The sequence below is a fragment of the Pseudomonas agarici genome (genome assembly GCF_900109755.1).
Classification (GTDB): domain Bacteria; phylum Pseudomonadota; class Gammaproteobacteria; order Pseudomonadales; family Pseudomonadaceae; genus Aquipseudomonas; species Aquipseudomonas agarici.
In genome coordinates, this window is sequence record NZ_FOAR01000007.1 from 28,082 (window position 1) to 50,467 (window position 22,386).

The window sequence follows — 22,386 nt, forward strand, 5'->3', positions numbered from 1 at the left end:
CCTGGCGATTTTATGTCTAGACTCTCCTGTGCAGTGCAACAGGCCTTTACTGTCCAGGGTACTGGTCGAGGCCGGACGTCTGTTTCACCTGGGAAGGTAGTAGGCGTAGTGATCCAGTCAGCTTCCCGTCGTGTTGAAACGGCTTTCGAATGCCGGCGAGCAGGCGTTTGAGTCGTAGGGTGCGTGCCAGCGCATCCATCATGGTGTAGCGCGTAGTCGATCGTCATCAGCACCCCCACCAAAACACCAATGTACGAACTGCCAAGGCGGCGCTTTGTCCGTTCGAATGGGAGAGTGTTATGACTTGTCACCTGTCCGGTGCGCGATCCGGCTCATGGAAACGCTACAGCTTGTTCGCGTGGATTCTCTGTCTGTTGACCGTTGCCCCTGTCGCCTGGGCGACAGATAGCCTGTTGACCATCGAATCCGCGCAATCCCCACAACAGATGCGACAAACGAATGATCCGGCGTTGGCGGCGATCCTGGGAGTACAGATGTTTACTTCGGTACATCGGGTGCAGACCCATGCGGACCTGTTGTCCGATCAACTCGACGTGGTTCGGATTCCGTTGGGCGATGGTCGTGTTGTTACCGCACGCAAGCTGTTCTACCGTACCACCGCTACCGGATCCATCTGGCGAGGGGAAATCTCCGCGCCGGGCGCAAACGACCCAGGTGGGGCCAAGCACGAGGTACTGGTCGATGAGTTGAATTCGGTGATTCTGGTGCGTAACGCCGATCAGATCACCGGGATCGTCCGGGTGGGCGGCGAAGTCTACAGAATCCTGCCACTCAATCATGGCGGGCAGGTCCTGGTGAAGGTCGATCAGACGAAGAGGGGACGCTTCGACGAGGCGAATGAACAGGGCGAGCTTGTCATTCGCAAGGACTCAGGTGCGGCAACGATGGAGTCGGAGGTCGGGCCACGCCCGCGTGACGGAATCAGCACGATCCGGGTGATGATCGTCGCCACGCCACTGGCTGTAGAGAAGCTCGGTGGCAATGCGGGCCTGCAAGCCCAGGCCGCCCTGGTGATCGAGGAGTCGAACCAATCCTTCGTCAACAGTGACATTCCTACCCGCTTCGAGAGTGCCGGTACTTACATTGTCAATTACGACCAACTGCCCCAGGCGGACGGCGATCGGCTGCTGGACAAGATCGAGAGCCGATCCGACCCGGATCTGGGGGCACCGACCTGGGCGCTACGCGATGAGCATCGTGCGGACCTGGTGGTGCTGGTGGCGGATATCCGCTCCTACTGCGGCCTGGCTACGTTGAATTCGAGCAAGGAAACGGCCTACGGGGCGGTTGACTGGACATGTTTCTCGGACGGTACGACGGTCCAGCACGAAATTGGCCACAATCTCGGTGCCGATCACACGCCCGAAGAAGCACAGGGCAATGTGTTTCCCTTTGGTTCCGGCCATCAGAAAACCTCGGGCGACATTCGTTGGTCAACGATCATGGCGCCTTACTGTTCCCGTTGCAGCGTGATCAATTACTGGTCGAACCCTTATCGCACTTACAAGGAAGCGCCCCTGGGGGTTGTGAATGTCAGCGACAACGCCAGGGTCTGGGCATTGCGGGCGCCGGTAGTGGCGAATTTCTACCCGGATCCGGTGGAAGCCCTTCCCCCCTATGCGGTGGCCAGGGCTGAGCCTTCGGCCGTGACCGGCCCACAGGTGGTCCTGCTCGATGGCTCGCAGTCTTCCGACCCGGCGGGTGGGGCGTTGCGCTATCGTTGGGAGCAGACGGACGGGACGCCGGAGGTCAGCATCACCGGCAGTTCGTCACGGGAGGCGCAGGCACGGGTTCCGGCGGTGGGGCACAGCATGATTTTCAGCTTCCGCCTGACGGTGACCAACAGTGACGAACTCAGCGATAGCCAGACTGTCAATGTCAGCGCCGAGCCTTCCAGTCCCGCTCCCGTGGCCGTCATCAGCGCCCATGAGCAGGTCGAAACCGGTAAGCCCCTTGAGTTTTCGGCGGCGGCCTCGACGGGCAACCAACTGACTTATGCATGGGTCCTGCCTGGTTTCACCCCCGCCAATTCCAGCAGCCAACGTCTCAACGCCACCGCGCCGGCCACCGCGGGAGAGCGTATGGTGCAACTCACTGTGCGTGACGCGCAGGGGCGCAACGACACAAAAACCAAGAAGGTGAGGGTGGTCGCCGGATCCGGTGGCGGAGAAGGCTGTATTCCGACCGACCCGAACGCCGGGCTTTACCCGCAATGGGATACGCTCAGGACTTATGTCGGCGGCGATATGGTGCAGCATAACGGGGTGGTCTGGCGAGCCGGCTGGTCGAGCCGTGGTATCTCGCCGGACAAAACCGATGCCTTTACCCTGATCAGCCACCTGCCGGTGCCTTGGCAGACTGGACGGCCTTATGTCGCGGGCAACCAGGTAATTCACCAGGGCAAGTTGTATCAGGCCAAATACTGGATAAACACTCAACCACCGGGTAGCGCCTGGACATTGCTCGGCGACCACATCTGTCCGTGAGGCATTGATTGAGACACTGATAGAAAGGCGCCCCGACGGAAGTCGGGGCGTTGTTGCGTCACTCGCTGAACACCTGCGCAATCAGCCAGATATTCGCCCCGCTGATTACAGCGAACAGCCCCCAGGCGAGGCCCTGGGTATACCAACGGTTGACGAACTCGCCCATCAGGCGTTCATCGCCAGTCATGCGGATCAACGGGTACAGGGCAAACGGCAGTTGCAGGCTGAGCACCACCTGGCTCAGGACCAGCAGTTTGCCCACCGCGCCTTCGCCCATCAGCCAGACGCCGATAAAGGCTGGGATCAGGGCCAGCCCACGGGTGATCAAGCGGCGCTGCCAGCAGGGAATCTTCAGGTTCAGGTAACCTTCCATGATCACCTGCCCGGCGATGGTTCCGGTAAAGGTCGAGCTTTGCCCCGACGCCAGCAGGGCGATGCCGAACAGGGTGCTGGCGAAGGCTCCGCCGACCAGTGGATCAAGCAGGTGATAGGCGTCTTGGATCTCCACGACATCGGTGTGCCCGGACTGATGAAAGGCTGCCGCCGCGAGGATCAGAATCGCCGCGTTGACCAGCAGCGCCAGGGCCAGTGAACCGATGGTATCGACCCGCGCCAGGCGGACCGCGTCCTGACGGCTGGCCCGGTCCTTGCCGATTAACCGGGTCTGGACAATCGAGGTGTGCAGGTAGAGGTTGTGGGGCATCACCGTGGCTCCGAGGATGCCGATCGCCAGATACAGCGGCGCGGCGTCGGTCAGCGCCGACATGGACGGCTTGAAGCCGTTGAACACGTCCGGCCAATAGGGTTTGATCAGCACCAGCTCAACAAAAAAACACCCGCCGATGGTCGCCATTAACACCAACATGATCGCTTCCAGGCGCCGGAATCCGCGGTTCTGCAAGGCCAGGATCAACAGGGTATCGAAGGCGGTCAGGACAATCCCGAAAGTCAGCGAACAGCCCAGCAGCAGGTGGAAGGCCAGCGCACAGCCCAGCACCTCAGCCAGGTCCGTGGCGATGATCGAGACTTCCGCCAGCAGCCACTGGGTTCGCGCCGAACGGGGGCTGTAGCGCTCGCGGCACAGTTGCGCCAGGTCGCGACCGGTGGCGATGCCCAGGCGCGAACACAGGCATTGCACGGCCATGCCCGCCAGGCTTGCCAGCAGCACCACGAACAGCAGGTTGTAGCCATAGCGCGAGCCGGCCTCAATCGCCGTGGCCCAGTTGCCGGGGTCCATGTAGCCGATGGACACCAGCAGTCCAGGCCCGGCGAAGCGCAAGACGCGCTTAAAAAACGGCGCAGCGCCGTCGACTGCAATCGAGCCGTTCACTTCGGAGGGACAGAAGGGGGCGGTGGCCACTTTCGGCAAATTGAATTTCACGCGGCGATCCGAGGCTGAAGAGAGGGATTCCCCAGCTTAGACGCTTGCGGGTTCCAGCCCAAGCCCTGTTGGGTGACCTTGGCATCACGCGGGGATTATTGATTGATAGTGAAATGCATATTTAATAATCTATATGATAAGCATTCGTATAATCAAATAAATATTTACACGATCATGTAGTTCGAGGGGATCGAATTCCTGGAACTTCACATCACATACCAGACAGGTATCGACGAGGTATGTCTCACGGCTGCCACGGTGTCATATCACTGCTGAGTTTGCGGTCGAGGAAACACGCCGCGCTGATCAGCGCCAGGTGGGTCAGGGCCTGTGGGGTGTTGCCCAGATGCCGGGCCTGGGGATCGAACTCTTCGGCATACAAACCCAACGGGTTGGCATAGCGCAGCAGTTGCTCGAACTCCAGATGCGCCTGTTCCACGCGGCCAGCGCGAGCCAGGCACTCGACGTACCAGAACGAGCAGGCGGCGAAGGCGCCTTCGGTGCCCGGCAGGCCGTCGATGGGATGATCGTCGTTGCGATACCGATAGACCATGCCGGCGCGCACCAGGCTTTTCTCGATGGCCTCCAGGGTGGCCAGCCAGCGCGGGTCGGTGGCGCCGACAAAACGTACCAGCGGCATCAGTAGCATCGAGCCGTCGAGGCCGGTGCCACCGATATGTTGGACGAAATGCCCGTGCTCCCGATTCCAGAAGTTGTTCCAGATGTCGCTGTGGATTGCCTGGCGGGTCTTGTCCCAACGGGCGAAAGGTGCCGGTAGCGAGCGCTTGGAGGCCAGACGGATGGCGCGGTCGAGGGCGACCCAACACATCAGTCGCGAGTGCAGGAAATGGTGTTTCTCGCCGCGCATTTCCCAGATCCCGACATCGGCGTGGTCCCAGGTTGCGCAGACCTGATCGACAATCTGGCTGACATGCAGCCAGCCTTCCTGGGAAATCGCTTCGCCGTATTTGTTGGTCAGGTACACCGCGTCCAGCAACTCGCCGAAGATATCCAACTGGATCTGGTCATAGGCCTGGTTGCCGATGCGCACCGGGCGGGCATTGCCATGGCCGGACAGATGTTTGAGTTCGGTTTCGGGCAATTGCTGGGTGCCGTCGATGGCATAGAGGATATTCAGTTTCAAGGGCTGGTCACTGCAATCGCCGACGCGCCCACGCAGCCAGCGCATAAAGCCATTGGCTTCTTCGGTATAGCCCAGGCGCATGAAGGCGTAGATGGTAAACGAGGCATCCCGGATCCAGGTGTAGCGATAGTCCCAGTTGCGTTGACCGCCGGGGCTTTCCGGCAGACCGAATGTGGCGGCGGCGAGGATGGCGCCATGCTTGCGCGAGGTCAGCAGTTTGAGCACCAGGGCCGAGCGATTGACCGCTTCGCGCCAGCGACCCCGATAGTTGGAGCGGCCGATCCAGTGTCGCCAGAAGGTCAGGGTCCGTTGCAAGGCGAGGTCGCCGCCGCCGACCTTGATTCGCGGATCGTCGGCGCCGCCGAGGAGGAATTCGGCGTTTTGCCCCTGTTCCAGCCGGAAGGTGGCGACGGCGGCGTTGTGCCGCAGTTGCAACGGTTGGTCGGCACACAGGCGCAGGCTGGGCTGGTCGGGCGCATCGAAGCACACATCATGATCGTCGAGTCGGGCGCGGGTCGCGGCGCGCGCATAGTCATGGCGCACGGCGCAGCACATATGGAAGGTAGCGTGGCCGCTGACCATCCGCACCCGGCGGAGCAGCATGGGCAGGTCGTCTTCGTCGTCGCTGATGGGCAGCAGGTCGGTGATTTCTACCACGGCTCCGGCGCTCAGCCAGCGGGTCTGCAGGACATTGGTATCGGGCAGGTAGATCTGTTCGCGGCGAGCGTCGGGCAGGTCGGGAGCCAGTTGGAAAATCCCCGCCTGCGGACTGTCGAGCAGGGCGCAGAAGATCGAGGGGCTGTCAAAGGCCGGCCAGCAGAAAAAATCGACACTGCCACGGTCGTTGATCAGCGCGGCGCTGCTCATGTCGCCGATGATGCCGTGGGCCTCGATCGCGCTTTGGGGTTCTTTGGAAAGATCGACCATGGCCGCGAAACTCCTGCCTATGTAGGGGGGATGGCACTGTCAGTGTGCGCGTTTGAAGGCACTCACCAAGCTGACTGGCATTCCTCGGCGGAGTTCAGCTCGATTGCTAGTGGCCTGTACGGTGAGTTCGTTAGCTCAAGCTCGGATGCCACGCGTCCATGGCCAAGGCGCTGTGACCCGTCTAGCCGGGCTATGGCGAGGAACAGCAACGCCGGCCAGGGCTTGTGGCGCCGAAATTGACTCATAGAACTCATCACACAGGTCACTAGGTAGTGCCCCGGCGCGTCGCAGGGTTCCGGGGCATCGGCGGTCCCGATCAACGGCGAGTTGGCGGTCAGCCGGGAAGGGGGACGGGCGTGAGTAGCGGCTTACCGGCAAAATATGCCAGAAGATTCTCCGCCACCAGCTTGACCGTGGCTTCGGAGGCCTGCGGCGAAAGGCCGGCGACATGGGGGGTGAGCACGACGTTGGGCAATCCCTTGAGTACCTGCGGTACATTCGGTTCGTCATCGAAGACATCCAGCGCGGCCCCGGCAATCCGGCCTTGTTCCAGCGCGTTCACGAGGTCGGCGGTCCGCACGACGCTGGCGCGGGCGATATTGACGATGAATCCTTCCGGTCCCAGGGCTTCCAGGGCTTGTCGATCGATCAGGCCGTGGGTGCCGGCGCCGCCCGGCGTGGCGACGATCAGGAAGTCCGAGGCCTGCGCGAGTTCGACCGGGGTTGCGCAATAGGCATAGCCGATGTCCTCGCGCTGGCGGCGGTTGTGGTAGCTCACCGACATACCAAAACCGAGGGCCGCGCGTTGGGCAATCGCCACGCCGACCGCGCCCATGCCGAGAATGCCCAGGCGCTTGCCGCCCAGGGACGGGCGCATCAGCTTGCGCCATTCGCCACGGCGTACCGACGCATCGGCCCGGGGAATATCGCGCACCAGCGACAGCAGCAGGGCCATGGCGTGATCGGCTACCGACGAGGCGTTGGTACCGGCACCGTTGGTCACGACGATGCCGCGTTGCGCGGCGGCGTGCAGGTCGACCTTTTCGTAACCGGCGCCAATCACGCAGATGATTTCCAGCAGGGGCAAGGCGGCGATTTCATCGGCGAACAGGCCCAGCGGGCCGCGAGTCAGGACGGCATTGATACGCTGGCCGTGAGCGGCGATGGCTTCGGCTCGCAGCACGGCCGTCGGTGCTCGAATCAGCTCGAAGCCATGGTGCTCGATAATCGGCAAGTATTCGTCGACGGTTTCGGTCAACACCAGAACTACGTTGGACATGCGGCTCTCCGCCTTCGGTCAGTGGATGGCGGCAAACTACTCCTGAGTTGCCGTTGCGGGCAAGCCCGCTCTCGCCCGACGACATGGTTTCTCGCAGGGCAGGCGTTGCCCCCAAAACCCAGAAAGCCGGATCGCCGCCGGGTGCCGGTTTTGCACGGTTGGACGCCGCCGTCTGGCGGGTTACTGCTCGGACACGGCAACTCCGGGACTGAGCTGATCGATCCAGTAGCAAAGCTTATGCTGCCTTTTGCCATGAATTGGCCGGCAGGACTCGGTTTTCTTGCTTATACCTTATGCACCATCCCGAGGTTACTCGAGAGATCAGCTTCTCCCGATGCTCTGGTGGTCCATTTAACAGCAGGGTTGGAAATACCATGAACATCGATGCTAAACCGCACAAAGTAATGCTATTTCTGTGTTTGTTCGGGTTCTTGTCTACAGGGGCGGCGGCTACTGATTCACCGCTTTCTTCAGGAGTAGATCATCCACCTGGAGTTCGCATCTGGAGTGTTCCAGTCATTGATGCTCGTAATACGATGGTTGTTTGTATCAATTGCTCGCCTGAGCCGAGTTTCAAGTTTCCCGGTCATGAAAGCGCGCTCTCAAGCCTGGTGGCTAATAGGTACGTTGGGTCTTTGCGTGCCGCAATGTACTGGCAAGATACCGGGCATCAGATGCAGTCCAAGGCCCATTTTGACAACTGCGACTTTTCTGGCGCCGAAGAGTACATTGATCAATTGTTGAGTGAGGTGGGCACCAGAGCGAACTTTGCAAAAGAGCTAGAACTGCAAGGAAGTATGATGGCGTATGAAGCGGCACTTCAGAAAGCTTTCTTTTCTTTAGGCCAGGCGTTACATGCCGTTCAGGATTTTTATGCCCATTCCAATTATGTTGAATTGTCCGAGGAGCAATACAGCACCTGGGCGCAGGTGCCTGCGATCAGTGTATGGACACCCGAGGGCAGGTTACGCGTGCGGGAATTGCGCGAACATGGGCTTGTGTCGGGCTATGTCAGTTGGGGCAGTCCGAAGCGTTGTGCAATCGGCTCGCCAACCCATGGGCAACTCGCAAAGGATAGCGCCAAGGCAGGTTCGCCTGGCGCTTTGCAGAGTTCGCGTTTTCCAAATATGACTCGCTACGCCATGGCTGTGGATCTGGCTAAGAAAGACTCAGCCAATTTGATCAAGTATGCATTTGAGAAATGGCCGATTCTGCTCAAGGCCAATGGCGGCAAAGTAGGTTTTGATGTGTTGGTCGATCGCCGCTTGCTTTCTGCGGGTTAAATGCTGGTCGCAGGAGCCGCTCCGCGCCATGCAACATACCAGGGGCGAGACGAGAAGCCCGTGGGCGTCGACGGAGTCATGGCGATTTGCACCACCCGCCCGATTTTAGCGGCCTGGCGCCATTTTTACCGGGCAGCCTGGCTTATGTGCCTTCTGTCCGGCGTCCATGCTGGAGACGAGGCATGTCGGCCTGTTACCATTCGCCCTTTGTTTTATCTCTATTTCGAGACCGCCCATGACCACCGTTCGCACTCGCATCGCGCCATCGCCTACTGGGGACCCCCATGTTGGTACCGCCTACATCGCCTTGTTCAACTACTGCTTTGCCAAGCAGCATGGCGGTGAGTTCATTCTGCGGATCGAAGACACCGATCAGTTGCGCTCGACCCGCGAGTCCGAACAGCAGATTTTTGATGCGCTGAACTGGCTGGGCATCACCTGGGCCGAAGGCCCGGACGTGGGCGGGCCGCACGGCCCGTACCGGCAGAGCGAGCGTAGCGAGATCTACAAGCAGTACACCCAACAATTGGTCGACATGGGTCATGCCTTCCCCTGTTTTTGTACCGCCGAAGAGCTGGACCAGATGCGCGCCGAGCAGATGGCCCGTGGCGAGACCCCACGCTACGATGGTCGTGCGCTGTTGCTGTCGAAGGACGAAGTGGCCCACCGCCTGGCGGCTGGCGAACCCCATGTGATCCGCATGAAGGTGCCGACCGAGGGCATCTGCGTGGTGCCGGACATGTTGCGCGGCGACGTCGAGATCCCCTGGGATCGCATGGATATGCAAGTGTTGATGAAGGCCGATGGCCTGCCGACCTACTTCCTGGCCAACGTGGTCGATGACCACCTGATGGGCATCACTCATGTGCTGCGTGGCGAGGAGTGGCTGCCGTCGGCGCCGAAACTGATCCTGCTCTACGAATACTTCGGCTGGGAACAGCCGCAGCTCTGCTATATGCCGCTGCTGCGCAACCCGGACAAGAGCAAGCTGTCCAAGCGCAAGAATCCGACCTCGGTCACTTTCTACGAGCGCATGGGCTTTATGCCCGAGGCCATGCTCAACTACCTGGGTCGTATGGGCTGGTCGATGCCTGACGAGCGCGAGAAGTTCTCGCTGCAGGAAATGGTCGACCACTTCGACCTGTCCCGTGTCTCTCTCGGCGGGCCGATTTTCGATATCGAGAAGCTGTCCTGGCTCAACGGCCAGTGGCTGCGCGAACTGTCGGTGGAACAGTTCGCCAGTCGCGTGCGCCATTGGGCATTGAATCCTGAGTACCTGATGCGGATCGCGCCGCTGGTCCAGGGCCGCGTCGAGACTTTCAGCCAGGTCGCGCCACTGGCGAATTTCTTCTTCGCCGGCAGCCTGGCGCTGGACGCCAAACTGTTCGAGCACAAGAAGCTCTCAGCGGATGAGGTGCGCAAGCTGATGCAATTGATCCTGTGGAAGCTGGAGAGTCTGCGCCAGTGGGAAAAGGACAGCATCACCGCCACCATCCAGGCAGTGGTCGATGCTTTGGCGCTTAAACTGCGTGATGCCATGCCGTTGATGTTCGCCTCGATTACCGGGCAGGCGAGCTCGGTGTCGGTGCTTGATGCGATGGAAATCCTCGGCCCCGACCTGACGCGCTTCCGCCTGCGCCAGGCGCTGGACCTGCTGGGTGGCGTCTCGAAGAAAGAAAACAAGGAGTGGGAAAAGCTGCTGGGCACGATTGCCTGAGTCCGTGGCCGCCACGCCACTGCGGTTTCATTGGCAGGAGGCGTGGCCGCCACCCCCCGGTTTTTCGCAGAGGCCGGTAAGTGATTGTTATCCCGGAAAATTTCTTTGAAAATTGTTTAAAAAAAATTTGACAGGGAAGTAGGTCACACTTAATATGCGCCCCGTCCACAAGACAACACGCAAACAGGGCAGCCATAGCGCTGTGGCGTGAGTGTTGAATGTGGGGCTATAGCTCAGCTGGGAGAGCGCTTGCATGGCATGCAAGAGGTCGACGGTTCGATCCCGTCTAGCTCCACCAATTTAGAGGTCGCAGGGTAGGCTAGACTGCTCTGGGGCTTGTACCGAAAGATCGGAATCAACACCGATCAGGTACACAAGGGTTACGTCCCCTTCGTCTAGTGGCCTAGGACACCGCCCTTTCACGGCGGTAACAGGGGTTCGAGTCCCCTAGGGGACGCCAGCTTTACAGAAGTGATAGCGCAAATTGCCGTCACTCCGCCGCGAGGCGAAAAACCTGGGGCTATAGCTCAGCTGGGAGAGCGCTTGCATGGCATGCAAGAGGTCGACGGTTCGATCCCGTCTAGCTCCACCAAATTTACAGTTCAGGGCCTGGCCACACTGGCCTTGAATTGATCGGTATTGAGTGCCGATCAGCTGTATAGAAGGGTTTGTGTCCCCTTCGTCTAGTGGCCTAGGACACCGCCCTTTCACGGCGGTAACAGGGGTTCGAGTCCCCTAGGGGACGCCACGATTGCCCGCTTTGCGGGATTTTATAAGGGTCATTCACTTATTGAATGGCCCTTTTGTTTGTCTGGCGTTTGACCTTTTCGCGCTGAATTCCGTTTTTGTTGCACGCCGCCCAGTCGGCGGCGCTCTGACAGGTTGCACCTCTGGTCCGAGGTGGCACGCAATGAGCACTTTGGGCTGGATCCGTTACACTGCCCCGGTCTTTGAATTGACCGGGAGTGATACATGAGCTGGGATCTGGCGACACCCTTCACCCTCGACCTGCAGGTGGCCGCCGAGGACATCGACGGCCTCGGGCACGCCAATAACGCGGCGTATGTCACCTGGCTGGAACGTTGTGCCTGGCGTCATTCGCAGCGCCTGGGGCTGGACCTGGCCGAGTATCGCCGGCTGGACCGAGCGATGGCGGTGGTGCGCCACGAGATCGATTACCTGGCGCCAGCCTATGAAGGCGACGAACTGCAACTGGCGACCTGGATCGTCGAGTGGGACCGGCGCCTGAAAATGACTCGCCGGTTCCAACTGGTCCGTCCCAGCGACAACCTGACGCTGTTGCGCGCGCAAACCACCTTTGTTTGCATCGAGCTGTCCAGTGGCCGGCCCAAGCGCATGCCGGCGGAGTTTCTCGAAGGCTATGGTTCGGCGGTGCAGCCGGTCTGAGGAGGTACCGGTTTACGCAAGAAGCCCGTAAACTGCCGCCCTTTTTCTGTGACCGCTTTTTTCGATGAGAGTACCGATGCAAATTGCCCTGGCGCCCATGGAGGGATTGGTCGACAACATCCTGCGCGATGTCCTGACTCGGGTTGGCGGCATCGACTGGTGTGTCACCGAGTTTATCCGGGTCAATGACTCGCTGTTGATGCCAGCCTATTTCCACAAGTTCGCCCCCGAATTGCTGAGCGAAGCCCGGACCGCTGCCGGCGTGCCGCTGCGGGTGCAGTTACTGGGTTCCGATCCGGTGTGCCTGGCGGAAAATGCGGCATTGGCGTGTGAGCTGGGGTCGCAGGTCATCGACCTGAACTTCGGTTGTCCGGCCAAAACGGTGAACAAGTCCCGGGGCGGGGCGGTGCTGCTCAAGGAGCCGGAACTGCTCAACAGTATCGTCGAGCAGGTGCGCCGGGCGGTGCCTGCGCATATCCCGGTGACGGCGAAGATGCGCCTGGGCTTCGACAGCCCGGATGGTGCGCTGGTCTGCGGCATCGCTCTGGCCGAAGGCGGCGCATCGCAGATTGTCGTGCACGCACGAACCAAGGTCGACGGCTACAAGCCACCGGCTCATTGGGAGTGGGTGGCGCGGGTACAGGAAGTGGTCAAGGTGCCGGTGTTCGCCAATGGCGATATCTGGTCGGTGGAAGATTGGCGGCGTTGCCGCGAAGTCAGCGGCGCCGAGGACTTCATGCTCGGTCGCGGCCTGGTGTCACGCCCGGACCTGGCCCGACAGATCGTGGCGGCGCGGGCTGGCGAGGAGGTGGTCGAGATGAGCTGGGCCGACCTGCAACCGTTGATCCGCGACTTCTGGGCACAAGTGGTCACGCAACTGACGCCACGCCAGGCGCCCGGCCGCCTGAAGCAGTGGCTGGCGATGTTGACCCGCAATTACCCGCAGGCCGTCGAGCTGTTCAATACCGTGCGCCGGGAGACCGATTGCGACGCGGTCGGGCGCCTGGTGAATGCGCCGCTGCCTGAAGTCGCTTGAAAAAAATCTGCACACTCTCTTGAAATGCATGGCGGTGCTCCTATCTAAGGAGTACGCGATGCCGAATTCGGGTCGCGGCTAAAACCACTCGCTGAACTTCAGGAGATTGACATGACTACTGCATTTTCCCTGGCTCCACTGTTCCGTTCTTCCGTCGGCTTCGACCGTTTCAACGATCTGTTCGAAACCGCGCTGCGCAATGAGCCGGGCAGCAGCTACCCCCCATACAACGTCGAGAAACACGGCGAAGATCAGTACCGCATCGTCGTCGCGGCAGCCGGTTTCCAGGAAGAAGACCTGGAGCTGCAAGTCGAAAAAGGCGTGCTGACTGTCAGTGGCGGCAAACGTGAGCCCAAGGCTGAAAGCGTCAGCTACCTGCATCAGGGTATCGCCCAGCGCGCCTTCAAGTTATCGTTCCGCCTGGCCGACCATATCGAGGTCAAGGCCGCTGGCTTGAGCAACGGCCTGTTGAATATCGACCTGTTGCGGGTCGTGCCGGAAGAGGCGAAAGCCAAGCGCATCCCGATCAACGGCGCGCAACAAGCGGCTTTGCAGCACTAAGCGCAAGCCCACAAGACCAGAACCCCGCTTCGGCGGGGTTCTGTGTTTCAGGGGATGCTGGTCAGCAGCTTCCTGAATTCCTCCATGGGCAATGGCCGGCTGTGTAGGTAGCCCTGGTACAGGTGACAGCCCAGCCCCTCAAGGAATACCAGTTGTTCGGCCAGTTCCACGCCTTCGGCAATCACCGTCAGCCCGAGGCTGCGAGCCATGGCGACAATCGCACGGATGATCTCCGCGTCGTTGGGGTCATGGGTCGCATCACGGACAAACGACTGGTCGATTTTCAGCGCGTCCACCGGCAAGCGCTTGAGATAGGTGAGTGACGAATAGCCGGTGCCGAAATCATCCATGGCGAAACTGACGCCGATCTTGTTCAGGCGACGCATCTTGCTGATGGTGTCTTCCATGTTCTGGATCACGATGCCTTCGGTGATTTCCAGCTTGAGTATCGATGACGGCACGTTGTGCCGCACCAGCGTGTGTTGCACGCGCTCGACGAAGTCGGCCTGGCGGAACTGGCGCGGGCTGATGTTCACGCACAGGCTGAAGGAGCGTGGGATCAGCCCGTCGCGCAGCAGCACGCCAAACGCCTCGCAAGCATGATCGAGGATCCAGGTGCCGACCTCCAGGATCAATCCGCTGTCTTCCAGCACTTTGATGAACTCGGTGGGCGATTGCGCGCCCAGCTCGGGGTGATGCCAACGCACCAGGGCTTCGGCGCCGACAATGCTGTTGTCGCGGGCGTCGACCTGGGGCTGGAAGTGCACGCTGAATTCGCCCCGGGAAAGCGCCTGGCGCAAGTCGTTTTCCACGCGCAGGCGTTCGCTGGCGGCCTTCTGCATGGTGCTGTGGAACATCTGGGTGATATTGCGTCCGGAGTCCTTGGCCCGATACAGCGCGATATCGGCGCGCTTGAGCAGGTCGGCAGGGGTTGAGCCGTGGTCTGGGATAAGGGCCACGCCGATGCTCGGGGTCACCTGCAAGCGGTGGCCGTCGAGAAACATCGGCTCGGCCAGTAGCTCACGGATCGTGTCCGCCAGATCGCGGACCTTCTGCGTGACTTCACTACGCGAGCCATCGAGGCCGCTGAGCAATACCACGAATTCGTCACCGCCGAGACGGGCCACGGTGTCCTCGGTGCGCACGCTGGCTTCCAGGCGCGCGGTGACCACCTTGAGCACCGTATCGCCGACCGGATGACCGAGGGAATCGTTAATGTGTTTGAAGTGGTCCAGGTCGAGGAACAGCAGGGCGCCGCGCAGGTGGTGCTGCTTGAGCAGGGCGATCTGCTGGCTCAGGCGATCCATCAACAGAGCACGGTTGGGCAGGTTGGTTAGCGAGTCGTGGTAGGCCAGATGACGAATCTGCGCCTGGGCGTTCTTGAGTAGGCTGATATCGCGGGCGGTCAGCAGCAGGCAGGCGGTTTCGTTGAGGGTGATGGGCTCGACCGAGAGCTCCACCGTCAGCACATCGCCGCGTTTGTTGCGCCCGAGCATATCGCGATGGTGGACGTGGCCCCTTTCCTTGAGTTCGTTGAGCAGGGCGGTACGCTGTTTGTGGTCGGCCCAGATACCGAGTTCATACACGGTACGCCCGATCACCTCGCTGCTGGTGTAGCCGGTCAGCCGGCAGAAACCGTCGTTGACCTCCAGATAGCGCCCGCTATCGCGCTCGGTGATGATGATGGCGTCGGGACTGGAGTGAAAGGCTTTGGCGAATTTCTCCTCGCTCGCCTTGAGCGCGGCCGCGGCCCGTTGCTGCTGAGTGATGTCATGCAGGGTGGTGACGATGCAGGGTTGTTCCTCGACCACGATCTGCCGGCTGATGATCACACAGGTCAGGGCCTGGCCGCTCTTGTGGTGGACGATGACCGCCACATTGTTCAGCGCCTTGTCGCGGATTAGCTGTTGGATGCGGTACAGGCGCTTGTCCGAGTCGTCCCAGAGGCCGATCTGTTGTGCGCTGCGATGGCGGATCTCGTCGATGTTCCAGCCAAAGGTCTGGGTGAACGCCGAGTTGATCTCGATAAACTGTCCGCTGTCCTGTAGGGTCACGCAAATCGGATCGGGGCTGGCCTGGAACAGGCTGGCGAACTTCTCTTCCGACGCCTGCAGGCGCCTTTCGCGCTCGACCTGCTCGGTGATATCGAGCAGGGTGCCGGCCATGCGCAGCGGGTTGCCCTCGCTGTCGAGGTAGAGCCGGGCACGGCTTTCCAGGTAGCGCGAGGTGCCGTTTTCCAACTGCACCCGGTAGGTCAGTTGGTAGTTGCCCTCCGGGCCTTCGCGCAGGCTGCGATAGGCCTGGCGCATATTGTCGCGTTCTTCGGTAGGAACGCTGTCGAAGAACGCGTCGAAGGGCTCATGGAACGGCTGTGGCTCCCGACCGTGCAACTGCGCCGCCCGCGCCGAACCATAGAGCATGCCGCTGGGGATATGCCAGTCCCAGGTCCCCAGTTGGGCCGAATTCAGCGCCAGATCGAGGCGTTCCTGGCTGTCCTTGAGCGCTTGCTCGGCATTTTTCTGTTCGGTGGTGTCGAGAAAGGTGCTGAGCAGGTAGGCCTGCCCTTCCAGTTCGACCCGCTGGGCACTGAGGATGCCGTCGTGAATTCGCCCGTTGCTACCGCGCAGTTGTACTTCCTGGCTAACCGACTCGCCCTTGGCCCGCAGGGATTTGACCAACCGCTCGCGCTCTTCGGGATGCACCCACAAGTCCAGCTCGACGGTGGTCAGGCCGATTACCTGGCGCGCCGGCCAGCCGAACAGGCTTTCGAAATACTGGTTGGCCTCACTGATCAGGCCATCTTCCTCGCGAGTCAGCAACACCATGTTCGGACACAGGTGGAACAGCGTGGCAAAGCGCTTTTCCGAGCTGCTAAGGGCGTGTTCGCGCTGGCGCTGGTGAGTGATTTCGCGGATCACGCCGATCATCCGTGGCTTGCCGCTCTTGTCCGGCAGCAGGCTACCATTGACCTCCAGCCAGTGCAGGCTGCCGTCCGGCCACTGAATGCGATGACGCATCGCCTGTTCCAGTGGCTCTCCGGCCAGCACGGCATGAAAGGCTCGCACTGTACGGGCACGGTCCTCGGCCGGCAGCAGTTCAAGGTAGTCGAGGTCCTTGGGCAGCGGCTGGTGGGGGTCGAAGCCAAACAGCGCCTGAGTGCCACGGGACCAACTGATCAGACCGCTTTCGATGTCCCAATACCAGGCCCCGAGACGCGCACCATTGAGGGCGGCCAATAATTGTGGTGCGCTTTCCCAGCTCTTTTCCGATTCGTTGGGGTCAAGGGCATGGATGCGTGGCAATGGCGGAATACGGCTAGCATGCTTGGGCATCAACAGCAGTCCTTGGGATGAAAGGAATGTTTTTGCTGCAAAGACCTGATGGGGTCAGCCAGCTCCGACTTATGCCGATAAGGCTGGCAAATCCGTCTGTTCATCCAATAAAGCCATAAAGGCCCGCGCGGCGTTCGACAACGTCCGTTCAGTGTGCAAGATATAGCCTAGCTGGCGACTCAGTTGTATGCCCGGTAAAGGTATGCGTACCACCTGATCGTCGAGCATGGTGCGCGGTAGTACGCTCCAGGCCAGGCCGATGGAAACCATCATCTTGATGGTTTCCAGGTAGTTGGTGCTCATGGCGATATTCGGTGTAAGACCCTGACCCTCGAACAGACGCTGGACGATATGGTGGGTAAAGGTGTTGCCGCCGGGGAAAACTGCCGGTTGGTGGGCAATGTCCCTGAGGCTGACCGTGCCGTTTCTGGCCAACGGGTGCTCGGGGGCGACGACAAAATCCAGGGGGTCGTCCCAGACCGGCACCGCGCGGACCAGATGATGCGGTTCGGGTGCCAGGGTGATGACCGCCAGCTCGGCGCGCCCATGGAGGATTTCCTCATAGGCCACCTCCGAGTCGAGGAACTGAATATCCAGCGCCACCTGGGGATACCGGCGGGTGAAGGCTCGCAGCAGCGGGGGAAGGCGATGCAGGCCCAAATGATGGCTTGTGGCTAGTGTCAGGCGTCCGCTGACTTCGCCGTTGAGGTTGGTCAGCGCTCGGCGGGTGTCATCCAGTACATTGAGGATTTGGTAGGCACGGGGCAGTAGCGCCTGGCCGGCTTCGGTCAGGCCCACCTCGCGGCCCAGCCGGTCGAACAGGCGCACCTTGAGTTGCTGCTCCAGCACCGCAATTCGTTTGCTGATGGCCGGCTGGGTCAGGTGCAGGCGTTCGCCGGCACCGGAGAAGGTGCCCGTCTCGGCAATGGCGATAAAGGCGTTGAGGTTGGCCAGGTCCATGATGGTATTCCGTTAGGCTATCCAAAGCATAAAAATTATGAATTTGAGTTATTCACTCTAACGCCCTAGGATCGACCTCACAAGCCAAAGGGTTATTGAGAACAGTGATCAATAGACCGGGGCATAGAAACACGCTGATGAGGAAACGTCTGATGGCCGGCAAAACGCTTTACGATAAGCTTTGGGATTCCCATGAAGTGAAACGGCGCGACGATGGGTCGTCGCTGATCTATATCGACCGTCACATCATCCACGAAGTGACCTCGCCGCAAGCGTTCGAAGGTCTCAAGCTGGCCGGGCGCAAGCCTTGGCGGGTCGACTCGATCATTGCCACCCCCGACCACAACGTGCCGACCACCCCTGAACGCAAAGGCGGTATCACGGCGATCGCCGACCAGGTGTCGCGCCTGCAGGTCCAGACCCTCGACGATTATTGCGATGAATATGGCATCACCGAATTCAAGATGAATGACGTGCGCCAGGGCATCGTGCACGTCATCGGCCCGGAGCAGGGCGCGACCTTGCCGGGCATGACCGTTGTCTGTGGTGACTCCCATACCTCGACCCACGGCGCCTTCGGCGCCTTGGCCCACGGTATCGGCACTTCCGAGGTCGAGCATGTGTTCGCCACCCAGTGCCTGGTGGCGAAGAAAATGAAGAACATGCTGGTGCGCGTTGAGGGCCAGTTGCCGTTTGGCGTGACCGCCAAGGACATCGTCCTCGCTGTGATCGGCAAGATCGGCACCGCCGGCGGTAACGGCCACGCCATCGAGTTCGCCGGCAGTGCGATCCGCGAGTTGTCCATCGAAGGCCGTATGACCATCTGCAACATGTCCATTGAAGCCGGTGCTCGCGTGGGCTTGGTGGCCGCCGATGAAAAGACCGTGGCCTACGTCAAGGGTCGCCCGTTCGCACCGAAAGGCGCCGAGTGGGACCTGGCTGTTGAAGCCTGGAAAGACCTGGTGTCCGACGCCGATGCGGTGTTCGACACGGTGGTCGAGCTCGACGCCACGCAGATCAAGCCGCAAGTCAGTTGGGGCACTTCGCCGGAAATGGTCCTGGCGGTTGATCAGCACGTGCCGGACCCGGCCAAGGAAACCGACCTGGTCAAGCGCGGCTCCATCGAGCGGGCGCTCAAATACATGGGCCTGCAGGCCAACCAGGCGATCACCGATATCCAGCTCGATCGCGTGTTCATCGGTTCTTGCACCAACTCGCGTATCGAAGACTTGCGTGCGGCGGCGGCGATCGCCAAGGGGCGCAAGGTGGCTTCGACCATCAAGCAGGCCATTGTGGTGCCGGGTTCGGGCCTGGTGAAGGCCCAGGCGGAAGCGGAAGGCCTGGACAAGATTTTCCTCGAGGCCGGTTTCGAGTGGCGTGAACCGGGCTGCTCCATGTGCCTGGCGATGAACCCCGACCGCCTGGAAAGCGGCGAGCACTGCGCATCGACCTCCAACCGCAACTTCGAAGGGCGCCAGGGCGCTGGCGGGCGTACCCACCTCGTCAGTCCCGCCATGGCGGCGGCGGCTGCCGTCAACGGTCGTTTTATCGACGTTCGCGAATTGATCTGAGGAAAACCCCATGAAAGCCTTTACCCAGCACAGCGGTCTCGTCGCCCCATTGGACCGTGCCAACGTCGATACCGACCAGATCATTCCCAAGCAGTTTCTCAAGTCGATCAAGCGCACCGGCTTTGGTCCGAACCTGTTCGACGAGTGGCGCTACCTGGATGTCGGCTACGCCTACCAGGACAATTCCAAGCGTCCCTTGAACAAGGACTTCGTGCTCAACGCCGAGCGTTACCAGGGGGCCAGTGTCCTGCTGGCGCGGGAAAACTTCGGTTGCGGTTCCAGTCGCGAGCATGCGCCGTGGGCTTTGGATGAGTACGGTTTTCGCAGCATCATCGCGCCGAGCTATGCCGATATATTCTTCAACAACAGCTTCAAGAATGGCCTGTTGCCAATCATTCTCGATGAAAGCGAAGTCGATGAACTGTTCCAGCAGGTCGAAGCGACCCCAGGCTACCAGTTGACGATCGATCTCGCCGCTCAGACCGTGACCCGTCCGGACGGTAAGGTCTATCGTTTCGAAGTCGATGCGTTTCGCAAGCACTGCTTGCTCAACGGCCTGGACGATATCGGCCTGACCTTGACCGACGGCGACGCGATCGCGGCCTTTGAGGCCAAGCATCGGGCCAGCCAACCGTGGTTGTTTCGTGACGCTTGAGTTGCTGCAGTGGCCTCCACGCTCACGCAGGTTGTCGAGCAAAAAAAGCCCTTCGGTGAACAGGTCGCCCGCACATGCGTCAGGCGCACTGCCGTGGGCCGAGCACTAGATTTTTTCCAGGTTGTGCCGTGATCACGGGCGCACCGACAGATAACATGAGGAAAACATGAGCAAGCAGATTCTGATTCTCCCGGGTGACGGTATTGGCCCGGAAATCATGGCCGAAGCGGTCAAGGTGCTGGAGCTGGCCAACGAGAAGTACGGTCTGGGTTTCGAGTTAAGCCACGATGTGATCGGCGGTGCCGCCATCGACAAACATGGCGTGCCCTTGGCCGATGAAACCCTGGACCGCGCCCGTGCCGCCGATGCGGTGTTGCTCGGTGCCGTGGGTGGACCGAAGTGGGACAAGATCGAACGGGATATCCGTCCCGAGCGCGGCCTGCTGAAGATCCGGGCGCAACTGGGCCTGTTTGGCAATTTGCGTCCGGCGATCCTCTACCCGCAATTGGCCGATGCATCGAGCCTGAAGGCAGAAATCGTCTCGGGCCTGGATATCCTGATCGTCCGCGAACTGACCGGCGGCATCTACTTCGGCGCCCCACGCGGCAGCCAGACGCTGGCAAACGGCGAGCGCCAGGCCTACGACACCCTGCCGTACAGCGAAAGCGAAATCCGTCGCATCGCCCGTGTCGGCTTCGACATGGCTCGCGTGCGCGGCAAGAAGCTCTGCTCGGTGGACAAGGCCAACGTTCTGGCCTCCAGCCAGCTATGGCGCGAAGTGGTCGAGGAGGTCGCCAAGGACTACCCGGACATCGAGCTGAGCCACATGTACGTCGACAACGCCGCGATGCAACTGGTGCGCGCGCCCAAGCAGTTCGACGTGATTGTCACCGACAACCTGTTCGGCGACATTCTTTCCGACGAAGCGTCGATGCTCACCGGCTCCATCGGCATGTTGCCGTCGGCCTCGCTGGATGCCAACAACAAGGGCATGTACGAGCCTTGCCACGGTTCGGCTCCGGACATCGCCGGGCAGGGCATCGCCAACCCGTTGGCGACCATCCTGTCGGTGTCGATGATGCTGCGCTACAGCTTCAATCTGCACGACGCCGCATCTGCCATCGAGCAGGCTGTGAGCCGGGTGCTGGACCAGGGCCTGCGGACCGGCGACATCTGGTCGACCGGCTGCAGCAAAGTCGGAACGCGGGAAATGGGCGACGCAGTAGTCGCCGCGCTGCGGAATCTGTAATCTCTCGGGCCCGCCGTTTCTTTCATCCCTGGAAGCGGTGACCCACTTTTGTAAAAGGTGTAGTTGCGATGAAACGTGTAGGTCTGATCGGTTGGCGCGGTATGGTCGGTTCCGTGCTCATGCAGCGGATGCTGGAAGAGCAGGACTTCGATCTTATTGAGCCGGTGTTTTTCACCACTTCCAATGTCGGTGGCCAAGGTCCGTCCGTGGGCAAGGATATTGCCCCGCTGAAGGATGCCTACAGCATTGAAGAGCTGAAAACCCTCGACGTGATTCTGACCTGCCAGGGTGGCGACTACACCAGCGAGGTTTTCCCCAAGCTGCGCGAGGCCGGCTGGCAGGGTTATTGGATCGATGCCGCCTCTAGCCTGCGCATGCAGGATGACGCGGTCATCATCCTCGACCCGGTGAACCGCAAGGTCATCGACCAGCAACTGGATGCCGGAACCAAGAACTACATCGGCGGCAATTGCACCGTCAGCCTGATGCTGATGGGCTTGGGCGGCCTGTTCGAAGCCGGCCTGGTGGAGTGGATGAGCGCCATGACCTATCAGGCGGCGTCCGGTGCCGGCGCGCAGAACATGCGTGAGCTGATCAAGCAGATGGGCGCCACCCACGCCGCCGTTGCCGAGCAACTGGCCGATCCGGCCAGCGCCATCCTCGACATCGACCGCCGTGTGGCCGAAGCCATGCGCGGCGACGCCTACCCGACCGAAAACTTCGGGGTGCCATTGGCCGGTAGCCTGATTCCGTGGATCGACAAGGAGCTGCCGAACGGCCAGAGCCGCGAAGAATGGAAGGCCCAGGCCGAAACCAACAAGATCCTCGGTCGCTTCAAGAGTCCGATCCCGGTGGACGGCATCTGCGTGCGCATCGGCGCCATGCGTTGCCATAGCCAGGCGCTGACCATCAAGCTCAACAAGGATGTGCCGATCGCCGATATCGAGGGGCTGATCAGCCAGCACAACCCATGGGTCAAGCTGGTGCCGAACCAGCGTGATATCAGCATGCAGGAGCTGAGTCCGACCAAAGTCACCGGCACCCTGAATATCCCGGTGGGGCGTCTGCGCAAGCTGAACATGGGCTCGCAGTTCCTCGGTGCGTTCACGGTGGGTGACCAGTTGCTGTGGGGCGCGGCCGAGCCGCTGCGGCGCATGTTGCGGATCCTGCTGGAGCGTTGATACGCCGAAGGATCGAAAAAACCGCGCCTCGTCAGGGTCGCGGTTTTTTTTGGGTTTCGGCCAGCGCAATGCTACTTTTTTGTCGTCAGTGGCTTGTTTGTGGCTGGTGGGCTTGCCGGCCCTAAGCTCGCAGACCCCGGTGTGTCAGTCGCTCCGACAAGCCGGCTCGCCACCATCACCGTGTGAGGCCTGCGGG

General features: G+C 60.8%; 15 protein-coding genes and 4 tRNA genes. 14 read left to right on the forward strand and 5 right to left on the reverse strand.

Features of this window, described 5'->3' with window-relative positions; translation table 11 throughout:
- The first annotated feature begins 299 nt into the window (after positions 1-299).
- Entirely contained in the window at positions 300-2,507 is a 2,208-nt protein-coding gene (locus tag BMX68_RS08495) for a PKD domain-containing protein (RefSeq protein WP_026013367.1), read from the forward strand.
- 58 nt (positions 2,508-2,565) lie between these two features.
- Here the strand turns inward: BMX68_RS08495 and BMX68_RS08500 are convergent, their stop codons facing one another.
- The 3 genes from BMX68_RS08500 to BMX68_RS08510 all read right to left on the reverse strand — a co-directional run bounded on the left by BMX68_RS08500 (position 2,566) and on the right by BMX68_RS08510 (position 7,238).
- The gene (locus tag BMX68_RS08500; RefSeq protein WP_017133672.1) at positions 2,566-3,888 is read right to left on the reverse strand and encodes an Nramp family divalent metal transporter; all 1,323 of its coding nucleotides are present in this window, start codon (positions 3,886-3,888) and stop codon (positions 2,566-2,568) included.
- Between the two features lie 244 nt (positions 3,889-4,132).
- Entirely contained in the window at positions 4,133-5,959 is a 1,827-nt protein-coding gene (locus BMX68_RS08505) for a glycoside hydrolase family 15 protein (RefSeq protein WP_017133671.1), read from the reverse strand.
- A gap of 334 nt (positions 5,960-6,293) precedes the next feature.
- On the reverse strand, positions 6,294-7,238 hold the full coding sequence (locus BMX68_RS08510) for a 2-hydroxyacid dehydrogenase (RefSeq protein ID WP_017133670.1): 945 nt from the start codon (positions 7,236-7,238) through the stop codon (positions 6,294-6,296).
- Between the two features lie 374 nt (positions 7,239-7,612).
- Here BMX68_RS08510 and BMX68_RS25385 point away from each other — a divergent pair, with 374 nt between their 5' ends.
- The 9 genes from BMX68_RS25385 to BMX68_RS08555 all read left to right on the forward strand — a co-directional run bounded on the left by BMX68_RS25385 (position 7,613) and on the right by BMX68_RS08555 (position 13,242).
- Complete coding sequence (locus BMX68_RS25385) at positions 7,613-8,521, forward strand: HET-C-related protein (RefSeq protein ID WP_157214262.1); 909 nt, start codon at positions 7,613-7,615, stop codon at positions 8,519-8,521.
- A 235-nt stretch (positions 8,522-8,756) separates the two neighbouring features.
- Positions 8,757-10,238, forward strand: coding sequence for a glutamate--tRNA ligase (gene gltX / locus BMX68_RS08520; protein WP_017133668.1), 1,482 nt, complete (start codon positions 8,757-8,759; stop codon positions 10,236-10,238).
- Positions 10,239-10,460: 222 nt separating this feature from the next.
- Positions 10,461-10,536: transfer RNA gene (locus BMX68_RS08525), tRNA-Ala, on the forward strand.
- 86 nt (positions 10,537-10,622) lie between these two features.
- Positions 10,623-10,698: transfer RNA gene (locus BMX68_RS08530), tRNA-Glu, on the forward strand.
- Positions 10,699-10,754: 56 nt separating this feature from the next.
- Positions 10,755-10,830: transfer RNA gene (locus BMX68_RS08535), tRNA-Ala, on the forward strand.
- Between the two features lie 80 nt (positions 10,831-10,910).
- Positions 10,911-10,986: transfer RNA gene (locus tag BMX68_RS08540), tRNA-Glu, on the forward strand.
- Positions 10,987-11,210: 224 nt separating this feature from the next.
- Complete coding sequence (locus BMX68_RS08545; protein WP_017133667.1) at positions 11,211-11,645, forward strand: acyl-CoA thioesterase; 435 nt, start codon at positions 11,211-11,213, stop codon at positions 11,643-11,645.
- A 76-nt stretch (positions 11,646-11,721) separates the two neighbouring features.
- Complete coding sequence (locus BMX68_RS08550) at positions 11,722-12,681, forward strand: tRNA dihydrouridine synthase (protein ID WP_017133666.1); 960 nt, start codon at positions 11,722-11,724, stop codon at positions 12,679-12,681.
- 111 nt (positions 12,682-12,792) lie between these two features.
- Entirely contained in the window at positions 12,793-13,242 is a 450-nt protein-coding gene (locus tag BMX68_RS08555; protein WP_017133665.1) for an Hsp20 family protein, read from the forward strand.
- 47 nt (positions 13,243-13,289) lie between these two features.
- On the opposite strand, the gene BMX68_RS08560 is transcribed toward BMX68_RS08555, so the two are convergent.
- Together BMX68_RS08560 and BMX68_RS08565 are read right to left on the reverse strand one after the other, a co-directional pair.
- The gene (locus tag BMX68_RS08560) at positions 13,290-16,574 is read right to left on the reverse strand and encodes an EAL domain-containing protein (RefSeq protein WP_017133664.1); all 3,285 of its coding nucleotides are present in this window, start codon (positions 16,572-16,574) and stop codon (positions 13,290-13,292) included.
- A 69-nt stretch (positions 16,575-16,643) separates the two neighbouring features.
- Positions 16,644-17,534, reverse strand: a complete 891-nt coding sequence (locus tag BMX68_RS08565) for a LysR family transcriptional regulator (RefSeq protein WP_060783708.1) — start codon at positions 17,532-17,534, stop codon at positions 16,644-16,646.
- Between the two features lie 152 nt (positions 17,535-17,686).
- Between BMX68_RS08565 and leuC the strand changes: the two genes are divergently transcribed.
- The 4 genes from leuC to asd all read left to right on the forward strand — a co-directional run bounded on the left by leuC (position 17,687) and on the right by asd (position 22,190).
- Positions 17,687-19,105: a 3-isopropylmalate dehydratase large subunit gene (gene leuC, locus BMX68_RS08570; protein WP_060783707.1), complete on the forward strand. Its 1,419-nt coding sequence runs from the start codon at positions 17,687-17,689 to the stop codon at positions 19,103-19,105.
- A 10-nt stretch (positions 19,106-19,115) separates the two neighbouring features.
- On the forward strand, positions 19,116-19,760 hold the full coding sequence (gene leuD, locus BMX68_RS08575; protein WP_017133663.1) for a 3-isopropylmalate dehydratase small subunit: 645 nt from the start codon (positions 19,116-19,118) through the stop codon (positions 19,758-19,760).
- Positions 19,761-19,926: 166 nt separating this feature from the next.
- Positions 19,927-21,009 carry a 3-isopropylmalate dehydrogenase gene (gene leuB / locus BMX68_RS08580; RefSeq protein ID WP_017133662.1) on the forward strand — a complete coding sequence of 361 codons (1,083 nt, stop codon included), beginning with the start codon at positions 19,927-19,929 and terminating at the stop codon, positions 21,007-21,009.
- A 68-nt stretch (positions 21,010-21,077) separates the two neighbouring features.
- Complete coding sequence (asd, locus tag BMX68_RS08585; protein WP_017133661.1) at positions 21,078-22,190, forward strand: aspartate-semialdehyde dehydrogenase; 1,113 nt, start codon at positions 21,078-21,080, stop codon at positions 22,188-22,190.
- The last annotated feature ends 196 nt before the right edge of the window (positions 22,191-22,386 follow it).